Genomic DNA, 14,658 nt, shown 5'->3' with positions numbered 1-14,658 from the left:
TTCGTCCGGGCGGGCTCTTTTCTGTTCCAGTCAGGCCGGCACCCACATCTGCAGACCGGCGCTCAACCCCGTCCACCCAGTGCGCGCTGCAAGCCCGGCCGCACCCTCAGAAACACCAGATAGAGCCGCTCAAGAACGCCCAGCACATGCCGGTTTCTCGCCAGGCGGCCGAGAGGGGCCAGCAAAGGGATCGCCCGCCACATCGCCGCGAAGGCCTCGGCCCCGGACACCAGACGCCCGTCCTCCCGTGCGTGAAACCGGCTAAGCAAGACGGCGCGGTCGATGGGACAGTGTCCCTCACCCGTCGCCACATCGGTGAAAGCGATCGCACCCTTTCGATCGAGACGCCGCAGCAGGGCGATCTCCCGCCGGCAAAGCGGGCAATCGCCATCGAACCAGACTTCAAGCGTGGACATTCCCCAGCATAGCACCCCAACTCGGCATTGCCCCGCGTCACGCCGACGCCCTAGAACGCCAGCCTTCCGCCTGCGGGCGGTTCATTCGCCGAGGAGATTCCCCGTGGCCGAAGACAACCCGACCCTGACCCAGTTCAACCTCGCCGAAAGCGACGACGGCTACCTGCTGGAGATCGCCGGCAGCGACGGCGCCGTACTTCGCGTCGCCGCCAGCGCCGAACAGATCGGCGCCATCATGGAGGCCCTCGACGCCCTCCTCTCGGACGGAGACGACGCGGTGGACGAGACCGTCACGCCCGACTGACCCGCCTTGGCCGGAAAACCTTGGCTCACGGCCCCGCCGGTCTCTATATGCCCGTTCCCAAATCCTCGACGCGCAAACGACTGAACCGACCATGGCCAGCCTGAAACAGATCCGCTCGACCTTCCTCGACTATTTCGCGGCCGACGGGCACACGAAGGTCCACTCGGCCCCGTTGGTGCCGCAGAACGACCCGACGCTGATGTTCGTCAACGCGGGCATGGTGCCGTTCAAGGATTACTTCACCGGCGCCGCCGTGCCGCCCTACCCGCGCGCCACCTCCTCGCAGAAGTGCGTCCGCGCCGGCGGCAAGCACAACGACCTTGACAATGTCGGCTACACCGCTCGCCACCTGACCTTCTTCGAGATGCTGGGGAACTTCTCCTTCGGCGACTATTTCAAGGAACACGCGATCGAGCGCGCGTGGAACCTGGTCACCAGGGACTACGGCCTCGACCCGAACCGGCTGCTGGTCACCGTCTACATCGACGACGACGAGGCTGCAGCGATCTGGAAGAAGATCACGGGCTTCGGCGACGACAAGATCATCCGCATCGCCGGCTCGGACAATTTCTGGGCCATGGGCGACAACGGCCCCTGCGGCCCCTGCACCGAGATCTTCTGGGACTACGGCGACCATATCGCCGGCGGCCCTCCCGGTTCGCCGGATGAGGACGGCGACCGCTATGTGGAGATCTGGAACAACGTCTTCATGCAGTTCGAGAAGGAGAACGACGAGATCGTTCGCAGCCTTCCCAAACCCTCGGTCGACACCGGCATGGGCCTGGAGCGGATGACCTCGGTGCTCCAGGGCAAGAACTCGGTCTTCGACACCGACCTGTTCCAGATCCTGATCGCCGCTTCCGAAGACGCCACCTCGACGAAGGCCGAAGGCGCACAGGCCGCCAGCCACCGCGTCATCGCCGACCACCTGCGCTCGTCGTCCTTCCTGATTGCCGACGGCGTGACCCCGTCGAACGAGGGGCGCGGCTATGTCCTGCGTCGCATCATGCGTCGCGCCATGCGTCACGCCCACCTGCTCGGCGCCGCCGATCCCCTGATGCACCGCCTCGTCCCGACCCTCGTGGACCAGATGGGCGAGGCCTTCCCCGAACTCGCCCGCGCCCAGGCCTCCATCGAAGACACGATGAAGCAGGAAGAAATCCGCTTCCGCACCACCCTGGGCCGCGGCATGGGCCTGCTGGACGAGGCCACCTCGGGCCTGTCCGAAGGCGGCGTCATCTCGGGCCAGACCGCCTTCAGCCTCTATGACACCTACGGCTTCCCCCTCGACCTCACCCAAGACGAGGCGCGCCGTCGCGGCCTGACCGTCGACAACGACGCCTTCGAAGCTGCGATGGCCCAGCAGCGCGGACGCGGCAAGGCCAACTGGAAGGGCTCCGGCCAGACGGCCTCGGCCGGCGAATGGCTGTCCCTGCGCGACCGCCTCGGACCGACCGTCTTCACCGGCTATGACGCCATCGAGGGCTCGGGCGAGGTCCTGGCTCTCGTCCGCGGCGGTGAATCCATCGACGCTCTCGAGCCCGGTCAGACGGCCGACGTCCTGTTCGACCAGACCCCCTTCTATGGCGAAGGCGGCGGCCAGACCGGCGATCGCGGCGAGGTCGAATGGACCGATGCGAGCGGCCAGCAAGGCTTCGGCGTGGTGCTCGACGTGCAGAAGCACGCCGGCGGCGACCTCTACGCCCACAAGATCGAGATCGAGTCCGGGACCCTGACCATCGGCGCCCGCGCCCAGCTCCGCGCCCATGACGAACAGCGTCTGACCACCCGCGCCAACCACTCCGCCGCCCACCTTGTGCACGCGGCGCTGAAGAATGTGCTCGGTCCGCACGTGGCCCAGAAGGGTCAGCTGGTCGACGCCGAACGCATGCGTTTCGACTTCAGCCACAACGCCCCGGTGACCGAGGACCAGCTGGCCGCCATCGAGACCGAGGTGAATGCGGTCATCCGCCAGAACGTCCCGGTCACGACCCAGCTTATGACGCCCCAGGACGCTATCGACGCCGGCGCCGTCGCCCTGTTCGGCGAGAAATACGGCGACGAGGTCCGCGTGGTCACCCTCGGCCGCGCCCTGACGGGCGACAACAACGGCCCCTACTCCGTCGAGCTTTGCGGCGGCACCCATGTCGCCCGCACCGGCGACATCGCCCTGTTCAAGATCACCGGCGAGACCGGCATCGCCGCAGGCATCCGCCGCGTCGAGGGCGTGACCGGCGAGGCCGCCCGCCAATACCTGCTGGCCCAGGCCGGCGTCGCCAGGACGCTCGCCCAGTCGTTCAAGGTTCAGCCGCTGGACGTCCCCGCCCGCGTCGAAGCCCTGTCGGCCGAACGCAAGTCGCTGGAGAAACAGGTCGCCGACCTGAAGAAGCAACTGGCCCTGGGCGGCGGCGGCGCATCGGCCAACGCCGCGCCTGAGGAGATCAACGGCATCAAGCTGATCGCCCGCATCCTCGACGGCGTCGACGGCAAGGGCCTGCGCGGCGTGGCCGAGGAGTTCCGCACCCAGGTCGGCTCCGGGGTCGTCGCCCTGATCGGCGTCACCGACGGCAAGGCGGCGGTCACCGTCGCCGCGACGTCCGACGTCACCGACCGCGTCAACTCGGCCGACCTCGCCCGCGCCGCCGTCATCGCGATGGGCGGCCAGGGCGCCGGCGGCAAGGCCGACTTCGCCCAGGGCGGCGCGCCGGACGGGTCGAAAGCCGAGGAAGGCCTCGCGGCCGTTCGCGCGGCGCTGGCGGGGTAAGACAAGCCCCCTCTCCCCTTGCGGGAGAGGGAGCTCGCGCACGGCGGCGCAGCCGTCGTCCTTGCGCGATCGGGTGAGGGGTCACACCAGCCCTTCCGCTGAACCCCGCCCTCATTCCACCCGCCGGCGTGACCCCTCATCCGTCAGCCTTCGGCTGCCACCTTCTCCCGCAAGGGGAGAAGGGAACACGCCCCATTGACCTCCCGCCCGCGTTCGGGTCCCCATGCCGCCCTCAGTTCGGGGATCTCCATGAATCGCTTCGTCGTCGCCGCAGGCGCGGGTCTGCTTCTGTCCACCTCGGCGATGACCGCCTCCGGCCAGACCCCTGCACCGCCGGCCGCCATGGCCGAGAACCCCGCTCTCGCCTCGATCATCGCCGACTACGACGCCTGGCAGCTCAGCCTGAACCCGATCCAGGCCGGCCGCGAGGGCGACCAGGCCGCCAAGTCCCGCCTGTCCGACCAGTCCCGCGCCGCCGAGCTCGCGCGCCTCGAGCCCCTGAACGGGTTCAAGCGCCGCCTAGCCGCCGTCGACGTCTCGACCCTGTCCTCGAACGACGCCCTGAACCGCGACTTCCTCGCCATCATCGTCGACCGGTCGATCGAGTCCATCGCTCTCGACGGCGGCCGTCTCGCCTTCAACTCCGAGGGCGGGCCCGGCCAGAGCGCGGGCTTCCTCGCTGCCGGGACGCGCATCACCAACCGCGCCGACGCCGACGCCTGGCTGAGTCGCCTCGAAGGCCTGTCCGCCTGGTACGACGAAGGCCTCGCCGACGCCCGCCGGGGTCTGGCGACCGGCTTCGTCCAGCCGAAGTCCGTGGTCGAAAGCGCCCTCGCCATCTTCCGCAACGAGGCGGCCTTCACGCCTGCGACCGACCCCCTGCTGCGGCCCTTCGCCAGCCTGCCCCCGTCCATTCCTGCGGCCGATCAGGACGCTCTGCGCACCCGCGCCGCCGCCATCGTCGCCGAGCGGATCGTCCCCCGTCGCCAGGCCTGGGTCGATTTCACCGCCAGTGAATACCTGCCCGCCGCCCCGGCCGAGGTCGGCATCGGCTCACGGCCCGGCGGGCGCGAGTTCTACGCCTTCGAGGCGCGCCGCTACACCACAACCGACCTGACCCCCGACCAGATCCACCAGATCGGCCTGGACGAAGTCGCCCGCATCCGCGCCCGCATGGACGCGGAGATGATCGCCTCCGGCTGGACCGGCGACTTCCCCGGCTTCCTCAACCACCTGCGCACCGATCCGCAGTTCTACGCCACCTCGCGCGAAGACATGCTGGAGAAGGCCTCGGAGATGGCCAAGCGGGCCGACGGCGGTCTGCCGGCCCTGTTCCGCACCCTGCCCCGCCTGACCTACAACGTCCGGCCGGTCCCTCTGGACATCGAAGACAACTACACGACCGGCCGCTACAACGGCGGCTCGCTCGAGGAGGGGGTGCCCGGCGGCTATATCGTCAACACCGGCAAGCTGGACCAGCGGCCGCTCTACGAACTGCCCGCCCTGACCCTGCACGAGGCGGTCCCCGGCCACCATCTCCAGATCGCCCTGCAGCAGGAGGCGGCTGCGGGTCCGGCCTTCCGTCGCAATGCGGGCGTCACCGCCTTCACCGAGGGCTGGGGCCTGTATTCGGAATTCCTCGGCGAGGAGATGGGCTTCTACCGCACGCCGGAGGAGCGGTTCGGCCGCCTCAGCTACGAGATGTGGCGCGCCTGCCGCCTGGTCGCCGACACCGGCATGCACTGGATGGGCTGGACCATCGAACAGGCCCGCGCCTGTTTCACCGACAACTCCGCCCTGTCGCCGCACAACATCGAGACCGAGCTGCAGCGCTACATCGGCTGGCCGGGTCAGGCCCTGGCCTACAAGATCGGTGAAATTCGCCTGCGCGCCATCCGCACCCGGGCGGAACAGGCCCTGGGCGAACGGTTCAACCTGCGCGACTTCCACGACGCCCTGCTGGTCGACGGCCCCCTGCCGCTCGACCTGCTCGACCGCCGCATGGACGCCTGGATCGCGACGCAGCAGTAATCCTCCCCATCGGGGGTCGAGGAGGGCTCGCATGCGAGCCAACGAGGGGACCGCGAAGCGGTGGAGGGGGCTAGCCGCAGACGCGGAGTATGGGGCGAGCCCCCTCCGTCACTCCGCTGCGCTCCGTGCCACCTCCCCCGACGGGGGAGGATTGGGCAGGTCGATCCCCGCCAGCTTCCAGCCGAACAGGCCCTGGCGCTTGAACAGCAGCTTCAGCTTCTCTTCCGGCCGGTCCGGATCGGTCAGGCCCAGCACGAAGGTGTTCCGGTCGCGATAGGCGTAGCTCTGGCGTATGTCCCTGTCCTCGCTCTCTGGCTCAGGCGTCGTCGCCGTCGCCGTCGCGGCGTCGATCGCATCGGGCGTCTCGGCGGTGCGCACCATGGCGGCGATGGTCGGGGCGTTGACCAGGGCGTCCACCGCCCCGCCGACCAGCATGGGCGCCAGCATCATGCCCAGACCGCCCAGGGCGCTGTCGCGGACGTCAGGATCAGCCTGGGCCTCCGCCATCAAGCGAGCGGTCAGTTCGTCCTTCAGGCTGTCGCGGAAGGCCGGGAAATCGACCATCCGCTCCAGCGCCGCCTCATCGCCTGCCTTGGCCGCCGCGACGATGGCGTTCACCGTCAGGGTCGGCGAGGCCAGATAGGCGACGAGGAAGGCGACGACCGCCAGGACGACAACCCCCTTGATGAAGCCTTTCATCGTGTCGTCTCCGGAGCGGGCGTGACAGGCGCGGCAACTGCCGCGACAGGTTGCGGCGTCGCGCCGTCCGGCAGGCCGATGTGGACCAGCTTCCATTCGAACGGCCCCTTGCGCTCGAAGGTGAAGACCGTGTCCGACCCGCCCTCGTCGGTGACCGCCATCCGGGCGCGGTTGATCCCCCAGTAGATCGGCCTCGGCCAGGGCGCCGAGGCGTCATCCGTGCCCGGCCGGGCCGTGCGCACGGCGGCGTAGCGGCCTTCGGCGCGCGTCAGGCCATCGATGGCGTCCGGCGTCAGATAGGCATCCGGGTTCGGCCCCTGGGGCGCGGCGGCCTCCTCGAACTGGCGGCGGACGGCGCCGATGGGGTCGTTCATAAAGGACGGCGGCGGCGTCAGGGCCTCCGGCCGCCCCGACAGCTGGGGCCGCAGCGAGGCGCGCACCGCGTCGAAATCGACCAGTCTCTGCAGCCCCGCAACATCGTCCGACTGAGCCGCCGAACGGATGCCGAACAACGCCACGGCCGGGGCCGCGAAGAAGCTGACCACCGCCAGGGCCATAGCGACCAGCACCAGTTTGCCGAATACGTTTTTCACGCGGTGGTCTCCCCTCCTCCGACGCAGACGCCATCAATGCACGTCGAGGCTCACCGCTCAAACGAAACCCCGCCGGAGAAGCTCCGGCGGGGTCGAAAGATTCGAACCGGGTTCGCTTAGCCGACCGACGGCAGCGCCTTCTTCAGGTTCTCGGCCACCTTGTCGAGGAAGCCCTCGGTGGTCAGCCACGACTGCTGATCGCCGACCAGCAGGGCCAGGTCCTTGGTCATGAAGCCGGCCTCGACGGTGTCGACGACGACCTTCTCCAGGGTCTCGGCGAACTGGGCCAGCTCGGCATTGTCGTCCAGCTTGGCGCGGTGCTTGAAGCCGGCCGTCCAGGCGAAGATCGAGGCGATCGAGTTGGTCGAGGTGGCCTCGCCCTTCTGGTGCTGGCGATAGTGGCGCGTCACGGTGCCGTGGGCGGCCTCGGTCTCCATCACCCTGCCGTCCGGCGTCAGCAAGACCGAGGTCATCAGGCCCAGCGAGCCGAAGCCCTGGGCGACGATGTCGGACTGCACGTCGCCGTCGTAATTCTTGCACGCCCAGACGAAGCCGCCGGACCACTTGATGGCCGCGGCCACCATGTCGTCGATCAGACGGTGCTCGTAGGTCAGGCCGGCGGCCTTGAACCTGTCGGCGTATTCGGCGTCGAAGATCTCCTGGAAGATGTCCTTGAAACGGCCGTCATAGGCTTTCAGGATCGTGTTCTTGGTCGACAGATAGACCGGATAGTTGCGCGCCAGGCCGTAGCTGAACGAGGCGTGGGCAAAATCACGGATCGAGTGGTCAAGGTTGTACATGCCCATGGCGACACCCGAGGACGGGAAATCGAAGACATCATAGTTCAGTTCTTCGCCATTGGCGCCGACCCACTTCATGGTCAGCTTGCCGGGGCCGGGCACCAGGAAGTCGGTGGCCTTGTACTGGTCGCCAAAGGCGTGACGGCCGACGACGATGGGCTGGGTCCAGCCCGGAACCAGACGGGGCACGTTCTGGCAGATGATAGGCTCACGGAAGACCACGCCGCCCAGGATGTTGCGGATGGTCCCGTTCGGAGACTTCCACATCTTCTTCAGACCGAACTCGGCGACCCGCGCCTCGTCAGGCGTGATCGTGGCGCACTTCACGCCGACGCCGTGCTTCTGGATGGCGTAGGCAGCGTCGATCGTCACCTGGTCATCGGTGGCGTCGCGGTGCTCCATGCCCAGGTCGTAGTAGTCCAGCTCGACGTCCACGAACGGGAAGACCAGCTTGTCCTTGATCCATTGCCAGATGATCCGGGTCATCTCGTCGCCGTCGATGTCCACGATGGGATTGGCGACCTTGATCTTGGCCATGCGGCTTCGTCCTGTTCTGCAAGTTTCCGGAGGTGGCGGCGGTATAGCGAGCGCGGGCGCGCGAGGCAAAGGGGCAGACGCCGGCGATTAACCCTGCCTGAAAAAAGCCGCCTGCGGTCAAGCTGAACCCGATCCTGCCAGGAGGGTTCTCCGCGGTGGAAGGGCGTGCCCTACTCCAGAGGGATACGCGACGTGGACACAGAGACCGAACGCCTGATTCAACGCTGGATCACCGCCTTTTGTGAAGTGCCGATCCTGGTCGACGCGGAACTGATGCGGACGGTCCTTGCTGATGTAGAAGCGAAGCAGGAGACACCGAACCCATGACTGAAAAGACCTTCAGACCGGCGAACGGGTAGAATAAGCCACAGCCGGGGGACCACGGCCGGCAGGATCGTCCACAAGCTGACCAGTCCCGCAGCCATCAAGACCCACACGGTTGCGGCCTCCCCCGATAACTCCGATTATCTGGTCGACAGCGGCAAGACCGGCGCCCGCGCCGCGCACAAGACATCGGAACTGCGCGAGGCCTGAGGCAGCGTCTGCGCATTGGGGGGAAGAACGATGCGTATGATCGCACTGACGGCCGTGGCCGCCTTGCTGGCCTCCTGTGGCGATGGCCAGTCCGCCATGGCTGGTCCCGGCACGGGCGTGCGCGGCGCGTCGGCCGGCGCCGAGGCTGACGCCCAGAACCCGAACCAGCGCACCTTCCGCGACTGGCTGGTCGTCTGCGACAACATCCGGACCTGCCACGCCTTCGGCCATGCGACCGAGGGAACCGGCTGGGTCCGGATCACCATGACCGCCGGACCGGAGGCGACGCCCCGGATCGCCGTCGGTTTCTGGCCCGAGAACGGCACGTTCGGCGGGCCGGTGACGGTGCGCGTGGACACGACCACCTTCAACGGCTTGACGGCGGCGACCGGCGAAGACGCCCCCTCCCTCGCCACGGTCGGTTCCGGGATGGCCCGCGCCCTGGTCGATGAGATGGCTCGGGGCCAGACCATGACCCTGAATGCCGGCGCCGAGACCGTGCCGATCTCCCTGAGCGGCGCCGCCGCCTCCCTCTTGTGGATCGACGAACATCAGGGGCGGCTGGATACGACCACCGCCCTGATCCGCAAGGGGTCGCGCCCCGCCTCCGCCGTCCCCGCTGCGGCACCCGTCCCCCGCGTCACGCCGGCGCCGGCCGTGTCCCAGACGGAATACGGCGACCAGGAGGGCCAGACCCTGCCGGCCGCGATCGAGGCCCTGCCTGCCGTGGTCCAGTGCCGAGCCGACACCGATTTCAACCCCGACCTGCAGAGGGTGATCTCTTCCGCCCGGCTGGACGCGAACACCGTACTCTGGAGCGTGCCCTGCGGGGCCGGGGCCTACAACTTCTCCAGCGCCTGGTTCACGGCGACGCCCCAGGGCGCGAACCCGCGCCGGGTCAACTTTCCCACCGCGTCCGGGGAGGCTCAGGATCAGTTGGTCAATGCCGCCTATGACCCGGCGACGCGGGTTATCGACGCCTTCAACAAGGGCCGAGGCCTCGGCGACTGCGGCATGGCCGACAGCTGGACCTGGACCGGCCAGGGCTTCGTCCTCAAGTCGTCGTCGGAGATGTCCGAATGCTGGGGCGTGCCCAGCGAGTACTGGCCGACAACCTGGGTCAGCAAGTGACCGATCGCACGGACATCGACGTCCTCGTCGTCGGCGCCGGCCCTGGGGGGCTGACGGCCGCCAACTATCTCGCCCGCTTCCGGCGCTCGGTCCTTGTCGCGGACGGAGGCTGTCCCCGAGCGAGCTGGATCCCCCTCAGCCACAACACGCCGGGCTTTCCCGCCGGGATCAGCGGCGACGCCATCCTCGCCCGGATGCGCGAACAGGCCGAGGAATATGGGGCGCGGATCGAGCCCGGCTGGGTGCATGGCCTCGTCCGCGACGGCGCGGGGTTCACCGCGTCGATAGACGGCCGCGAGGTCCGGGCGCGGGCTGTGTTGCTGGCGACCGGCGTCGTCGATCATCACCCGGATCTGCCGGGCGTCGAGCGCGCCATCGAGCGGGCGCTCGTCCGCATCTGTCCGATCTGCGACGGCTATGAAGCCACCGAAAAGGCGGTCGCGGTTCTCGGTCACAGCGACAAGGGCGCGAGCGAGGCGGCCTTTCTGCGCACCTATTCGAACCGTGTGACCCTGATCCACGTCGGACCGCCCGGCGACCTGACCGAGCGCGAGGCGCTGGTGCGTCTGGGCATCGAACTGGTCGAGACGACGATCGAAGCCGTTCGGCTGGAAGGCGACCGGGTCACCGCCTTCTGCTGGGGCGGCGCCGACCGATCGTTCGACCTCGTCTATTCGGCGCTGGGCACGTCGCCGAACGCCGGGCTGGCCCAGGCGCTCGGCGCTCGACTGGCCGACGATGGCCGCCTCGAGGTCGATCTGCATCAGAAGACCAGCGTCCCCGGCCTCTACGCCGCTGGCGACGTCGTGCGCGGCCTCAACCAGATCGCCGTCGCCACCGCCGAGGCCGCCGTCGCCGCAACGGACATCCACAACACCCTGCGTCAGCAGGATGGGCAGACCGTCTAGTTTCTCTGCCAAAAGCGGGATGAAGCATTTATTCTTATCCTCCCCTTGCGCAGCATGACCCTGCTTCCCACGTCCGGGCCGGATGTTTGACAGTTAAATCCGGCACCGGAGGCGAATGCCTGGACTGCGGTCGAACCGGACATTTCGGGTCGAACAAGGTGTTGATTTCTCTCAACCGACTAACCCGTTCGTCCGTTTCGTCATCCTGTTTTGGGTCCGGACGATCCGGACAGGATCAGGCGAAGGCTGCCCTCACCCGGCGCTCCAGGACCGTCAACGGCATCCGGCCGCCGTCCAGAACGGCCGAGTGGAACCGCTTCAGGTCGAAGCCCGGTCGCCCCTTCATGTCCTCCCGCAGGGCCGTGATCGCGATCTCGCCCATCTTGTAGGAACAGGCCTGGCCCGGCGCTGAACAATAGCGGTCGATCTCCGTCTCGTTCGGATCGCCGACGTTCTCGGCCATGTAGCGGATCGCCTGTTCGCGGCTCCAGCCCCTGGAATGCAGGCCGGTGTCGACCACCAGACGGCAGGCACGGAACAGGAAGCTCTCCAGATAGCCGATGCGGCCGAATGGATCGCCGTCGTAAAGGCCCAGCTCATCGGCCAGCCGCTCCGCATACAGACCCCAACCCTCGCCATAGGCCGAGAAGCCCACCGTCTTGCGATACAACGGCAGGTCCGACGACTGCAGCGCCAGCGCGCCCTCGAACAGGTGACCCGGCGCCGCCTCATGATAGGTCAGGGTCTTCAGCGTCCAGCGCGGCCAGTCCGCCGTGTCCTTGAGGTTGATGAAGTAGATGCCCGGCCGCGTCCCATCCAGGCTGCCGCCCTGGGCATAGCCGCCGGGCGCCCCGGCCTCGATCGCGGGCGGGACCCGGTTGACCAGGAACTCGCTGGTCGGCACCCGGGCAAAGACCTCGGGCATGCGCGCGCGGACGCGGTCCATCTCGGCATTCACGTAAGTCAGCAGGTCCGCACGACCGGCGTCGGTATTAGGCCACACGAACCGGGCCTCGGTCCGCAGGGCCGCCATCCGCTCGGCGACCGACCCCTGGGAATAGCCCTCGCCCTTCAGCAGCAAGTCGGCCTGGGCCTGAATCTCGGCGACCTGGTCCAGGCCCAGCTGGTGGATCTCGGCGGCGGTCGCGGTCGTGGTGGTAAAGGCCTTCAGGTTCAGGGCGTAGTAGGCGTCGCCACGCTCCAGCCGTCCGATGCCCGCGTCGTGGACGGCGCTCTCGCGCTGGATCTTCAGGGCCTCGATCTGGCGTTCCAGCGCGACGCGCACCGGTCCGTCCAGCAGGGTCGTCGCCCGCTCGACGTGGTCACCTTCGATCCCGGCCTCCGACATCTTGCGGGCCAGGCTGCTGACCATGGCCTGGTCTGCGCCCGGCTGGTCCCGCAGCGCCGTCAACTGTCGGATCGTTGTGTCGAGGATGAAGTCGGGCGCGACCACCCCCATCCCGGCGTGGGCGACGCTGCGTTCGGTGTCGCCGTCCAGCGCGCCTGCAAAGGCGTTCAGCCGCTCGATGAAGGCGTCGGCGTCCTCGCGGGTTTTCACCGGATGGGTCGTGTCGAGGAAGCTCGGCACGTCGATATAGGCGCCGTTGATCTGGCTGACCGCGTAGGGGGTGCGCCGCCAGCCGCTGGCCGTGTGCCACGGGAAGTCTGCCGCGGCCGCGGCGACCTCCTTCTGGAAGCCCAGGATGTCGTAGCTCAGTCGCCCTGCGTTCGAGAGGGCGGCCGGATCGATGGTCTGGAGTTCGGCCAGCTGCGCCCGCGCCACGGACCGGCCGGCCTCGGCATGGGCGAGGGAGCGATCGTTCAGGCGGGCGCGCTGGCCGGCACGCGCGCCGACATCCAAACCCAGCGATGTCGCCTGTTGCGGGGCGTCGTTCAGGTCGGCCTCGAACTGGCGGGACAGGATCGCGTCCAGGCGGGCGTCCTCATCCGCAGGACGAGCGAAGGCCAGGGTCGGCAGGGCGGCGAGCCCCGCAGCGGCGGCGGCGGAGCCGAGCAGGCGGCGACGGTCGATCATGTCGGTATCCTTGAGTTTCGAGGGTCAGGTGGCCGCTTGGGCCGCCGTCCATTCGGTGATGACCCGCTCGAGCACCGTCAAGGGAACCCCCCCGGTATTCATGCCCGTGTCGTGGAAGGCCTTGATATCGAACTTGTCGCCCAGCGTCGCCTTTGCCGTCTCGCGCAGCTCGACCCATTTGGTGTGGCCCAGCTTGTAGGAGCAGGCCTGGCCCGGCCAGACGCAGTAGCGTTCGATCTCCGTCGTCACCGCGCTCTCGGCGTCGCCCAGCGCATCGACCATGAAGCGGATCGCCTGTTCGCGGCTCCAGCGCTTGGCATGCATGCCGCTGTCGACCACCAGACGCGTGGCCCGGAACATCAGCGACTGCAGGTATCCGATCTTCCCGGTCGGATTATTCTCGTACATGCCGATCTCGTCGGCCAGCTGTTCGGCGTACAGACCCCAGCCCTCCGAATAGGCCGAAAAGCCCAGCACCTTCATCAGCAGCGGCGTATTTGCCTTCTCCTGCGCCAGGCTGATCTGGTGGTGATGGCCCGGCACTGCCTCGTGATAAGTCAGGGTCGGCAGCTGCAGCTTCGGCCACTCCGCCGTGTCGCGCAGGTTTATATAGTAGATGCCGGGCCGTGACCCATCGAGCGCTGGCGAGTTGTAGTAGGCGCCCGGCGCCCCGGCCTCGATCGCCTTGGGGACGCGCCGGATCTCGACGACGGCCTGCGGCAGTCGGCCAAAATAATCGGGCATCCGCCGGCGGACCTCGATCACCTGGGCGTTCAGGTCGGCCAGAAGCTGTTCCTTGGCCTCGTCGGTATTGGCATAGAGCTGGGCCGGGTCTTCGCCCAGCGCCTTGATCCGCGCGCCCACAGATCCCTGGGTCAGACCCTGAGCCTTCAGCAGCTCGTCGGCGCTCGCCGACAGCTCGGCCAGTTGAGCCAGCCCGATCTCGTGGATTTCGTCGCCTGACAGATTGGTCGTCGTATAGCTCTGAATGCCATAGCGGTAGAAGTCCTCGCCGCTTGGCAGCCGCCGGACGCCGGCGTCATGGGTCGCCCCGGCCTGACGCGCTCGCAGCGCATCCGCCTGACGCGCCAGAGCCGGGAAGACGGCGTCGTTAACGATGGTCTCGGCGCGTGAGCCCCAGTCGCCGGAGATCGACTTCTCACCCGTCCGGCGGACCACCGACTGGACCAGGGTCGTCCCCGCCGCGCCAGGCGACATAAGCGACTCCATCTGGCTCAGGGTGCGGGCGATGATGAAGTCGGGCGGGACCGCCCCGGCCTCGAACTCGGCCTCGATTCGCGCCGTCTCCTGATCCAGGGCCGTGGCGAAGGCCGAGACGCGGCTGAGGTAGGCCTCGGCGTCCTCGGACGTCTCGATCGAATGCTGGCTGTCGAGGAAATCGGGAATGCCCTGATAGGAGCCGGTCAGTTGACTGACGCTGTAGGGAGACGGGCCGAACCCGCCGCCGCCGTAGGGGAAGTCGTAGCCGATCATGGCCGTGTCGCCGAAATACTCGAGCGAGTCGTACCAGACCTTCTCATCGGTGCTCAGGGCGGCGCGGTCGACGGCCTTCAGATCGGTCATCTGGCGGCGGAACGTCGCCTTGTCGGCGTCGATCTTGGCCTGGGACCGGTCGTCGAGCAGAGCCTTCTTCGCCGCGTTGGGTCCCTTGTCGAAGCCGAGCGAGGTCAGCAGCTCCGGAGACGTCATCAGCGTCTCCTGAACGATCGAATTCATGACCGCCATGAAGGCCGCCGATGCCGTTCCGGCCTGGGGCCGGGCGATGACCTGACCGGCCGCCATCAGGCTGGCTCCGGCGGCGGCGGTGAACATCAGGCGGCGGCGGTCGATCATGGCGGGCTCCCGAAAACAACGACCCGCATTGGTCACCAACCGCGCCGCCTGG

The 14,658-nt window shown here is 68.0% G+C and carries 13 protein-coding genes; 7 read left to right on the top strand and 6 right to left on the bottom strand.

Translation table 11 applies throughout. The features are described from left to right. Nucleotides 1-62: 62 nt before the first annotated feature. On the bottom strand, nucleotides 63-416 hold the full coding sequence (locus ACP7AU_RS04620) for a thiol-disulfide oxidoreductase DCC family protein (protein WP_426036668.1): 354 nt from the start codon (nucleotides 414-416) through the stop codon (nucleotides 63-65). Between the two features lie 103 nt (nucleotides 417-519). Between ACP7AU_RS04620 and ACP7AU_RS04615 the strand changes: the two genes are divergently transcribed. From ACP7AU_RS04615 to ACP7AU_RS04605, 3 genes are all read left to right on the top strand, one after another. Then, nucleotides 520-720, top strand: coding sequence for a hypothetical protein (locus ACP7AU_RS04615; RefSeq protein ID WP_426036666.1), 201 nt, complete (start codon nucleotides 520-522; stop codon nucleotides 718-720). A gap of 91 nt (nucleotides 721-811) precedes the next feature. Then, a complete protein-coding gene (alaS, locus tag ACP7AU_RS04610; protein ID WP_426050651.1) occupies nucleotides 812-3,484 on the top strand; it encodes an alanine--tRNA ligase in 2,673 nt (890 codons plus the stop codon). Nucleotides 3,485-3,733: 249 nt separating this feature from the next. Beyond that, nucleotides 3,734-5,515: a DUF885 domain-containing protein gene (locus ACP7AU_RS04605; RefSeq protein ID WP_426036662.1), complete on the top strand. Its 1,782-nt coding sequence runs from the start codon at nucleotides 3,734-3,736 to the stop codon at nucleotides 5,513-5,515. A 108-nt stretch (nucleotides 5,516-5,623) separates the two neighbouring features. Here the strand turns inward: ACP7AU_RS04605 and ACP7AU_RS04600 are convergent, their stop codons facing one another. The 3 genes from ACP7AU_RS04600 to ACP7AU_RS04590 form a co-directional block, all read right to left on the bottom strand. Further along, nucleotides 5,624-6,214, bottom strand: coding sequence for a DUF2939 domain-containing protein (locus ACP7AU_RS04600; RefSeq protein ID WP_426050650.1), 591 nt, complete (start codon nucleotides 6,212-6,214; stop codon nucleotides 5,624-5,626). Next, on the bottom strand, nucleotides 6,211-6,807 hold the full coding sequence (locus tag ACP7AU_RS04595; RefSeq protein WP_426036658.1) for a DUF2939 domain-containing protein: 597 nt from the start codon (nucleotides 6,805-6,807) through the stop codon (nucleotides 6,211-6,213). The genes ACP7AU_RS04600 and ACP7AU_RS04595 overlap by 4 nt, the downstream gene beginning before the upstream one ends. A gap of 116 nt (nucleotides 6,808-6,923) precedes the next feature. Next, a complete protein-coding gene (locus tag ACP7AU_RS04590; RefSeq protein WP_426036656.1) occupies nucleotides 6,924-8,144 on the bottom strand; it encodes an NADP-dependent isocitrate dehydrogenase in 1,221 nt (406 codons plus the stop codon). A gap of 192 nt (nucleotides 8,145-8,336) precedes the next feature. Here ACP7AU_RS04590 and ACP7AU_RS04585 point away from each other — a divergent pair, with 192 nt between their 5' ends. Genes ACP7AU_RS04585 through ACP7AU_RS04570 form a run of 4 tightly spaced genes read left to right on the top strand, consistent with a single transcriptional unit; the run spans nucleotide 8,337 to nucleotide 10,717 of the window. Then, nucleotides 8,337-8,471: a hypothetical protein gene (locus ACP7AU_RS04585; protein ID WP_426036654.1), complete on the top strand. Its 135-nt coding sequence runs from the start codon at nucleotides 8,337-8,339 to the stop codon at nucleotides 8,469-8,471. Then, the gene (locus ACP7AU_RS04580; protein WP_426036908.1) at nucleotides 8,472-8,678 is read left to right on the top strand and encodes a DUF2945 domain-containing protein; all 207 of its coding nucleotides are present in this window, start codon (nucleotides 8,472-8,474) and stop codon (nucleotides 8,676-8,678) included. 30 nt (nucleotides 8,679-8,708) lie between these two features. Beyond that, entirely contained in the window at nucleotides 8,709-9,809 is a 1,101-nt protein-coding gene (locus tag ACP7AU_RS04575) for a DUF1176 domain-containing protein (protein WP_426050649.1), read from the top strand. Further along, on the top strand, nucleotides 9,806-10,717 hold the full coding sequence (locus ACP7AU_RS04570) for an NAD(P)/FAD-dependent oxidoreductase (RefSeq protein WP_426036650.1): 912 nt from the start codon (nucleotides 9,806-9,808) through the stop codon (nucleotides 10,715-10,717). The genes ACP7AU_RS04575 and ACP7AU_RS04570 overlap by 4 nt, the downstream gene beginning before the upstream one ends. Before the next feature lie 235 nt (nucleotides 10,718-10,952). Here ACP7AU_RS04570 and ACP7AU_RS04565 read toward each other — a convergent pair whose 3' ends face one another. Both ACP7AU_RS04565 and ACP7AU_RS04560 read right to left on the bottom strand, forming a co-directional pair. Further along, on the bottom strand, nucleotides 10,953-12,752 hold the full coding sequence (locus ACP7AU_RS04565) for a DUF885 domain-containing protein (RefSeq protein ID WP_426036648.1): 1,800 nt from the start codon (nucleotides 12,750-12,752) through the stop codon (nucleotides 10,953-10,955). 24 nt (nucleotides 12,753-12,776) lie between these two features. Then, the gene (locus ACP7AU_RS04560) at nucleotides 12,777-14,606 is read right to left on the bottom strand and encodes a DUF885 domain-containing protein (protein ID WP_426050648.1); all 1,830 of its coding nucleotides are present in this window, start codon (nucleotides 14,604-14,606) and stop codon (nucleotides 12,777-12,779) included. Nucleotides 14,607-14,658: the final 52 nt, after the last annotated feature.

It is taken from the genome of Brevundimonas sp. SL161 (genome assembly GCF_049896985.1).
In the GTDB taxonomy this organism is placed as follows: Bacteria; Pseudomonadota; Alphaproteobacteria; order Caulobacterales; family Caulobacteraceae; genus Brevundimonas.
This window is presented reverse-complemented; position numbering and strand designations above follow the sequence as displayed.

What these genes read in the sequence shown, in the direction of transcription:
- ACP7AU_RS04620 (WP_426036668.1), bottom strand. Translation starts at nt 416, where the DNA reads ATGTCCACGCTTGAAGTCTGGTTCGATGGCGATTGCCCGCTTTGCCGG.
- alaS (WP_426050651.1), top strand. Translation starts at nt 812, where the DNA reads ATGGCCAGCCTGAAACAGATCCGCTCGACCTTCCTCGACTATTTCGCG.
- ACP7AU_RS04605 (WP_426036662.1), top strand. Translation starts at nt 3,734, where the DNA reads ATGAATCGCTTCGTCGTCGCCGCAGGCGCGGGTCTGCTTCTGTCCACC.
- ACP7AU_RS04600 (WP_426050650.1), bottom strand. Translation starts at nt 6,214, where the DNA reads ATGAAAGGCTTCATCAAGGGGGTTGTCGTCCTGGCGGTCGTCGCCTTC.
- ACP7AU_RS04590 (WP_426036656.1), bottom strand. Translation starts at nt 8,144, where the DNA reads ATGGCCAAGATCAAGGTCGCCAATCCCATCGTGGACATCGACGGCGAC.
- ACP7AU_RS04575 (WP_426050649.1), top strand. Translation starts at nt 8,709, where the DNA reads ATGCGTATGATCGCACTGACGGCCGTGGCCGCCTTGCTGGCCTCCTGT.
- ACP7AU_RS04565 (WP_426036648.1), bottom strand. Translation starts at nt 12,752, where the DNA reads ATGATCGACCGTCGCCGCCTGCTCGGCTCCGCCGCCGCCGCTGCGGGG.
- ACP7AU_RS04560 (WP_426050648.1), bottom strand. Translation starts at nt 14,606, where the DNA reads ATGATCGACCGCCGCCGCCTGATGTTCACCGCCGCCGCCGGAGCCAGC.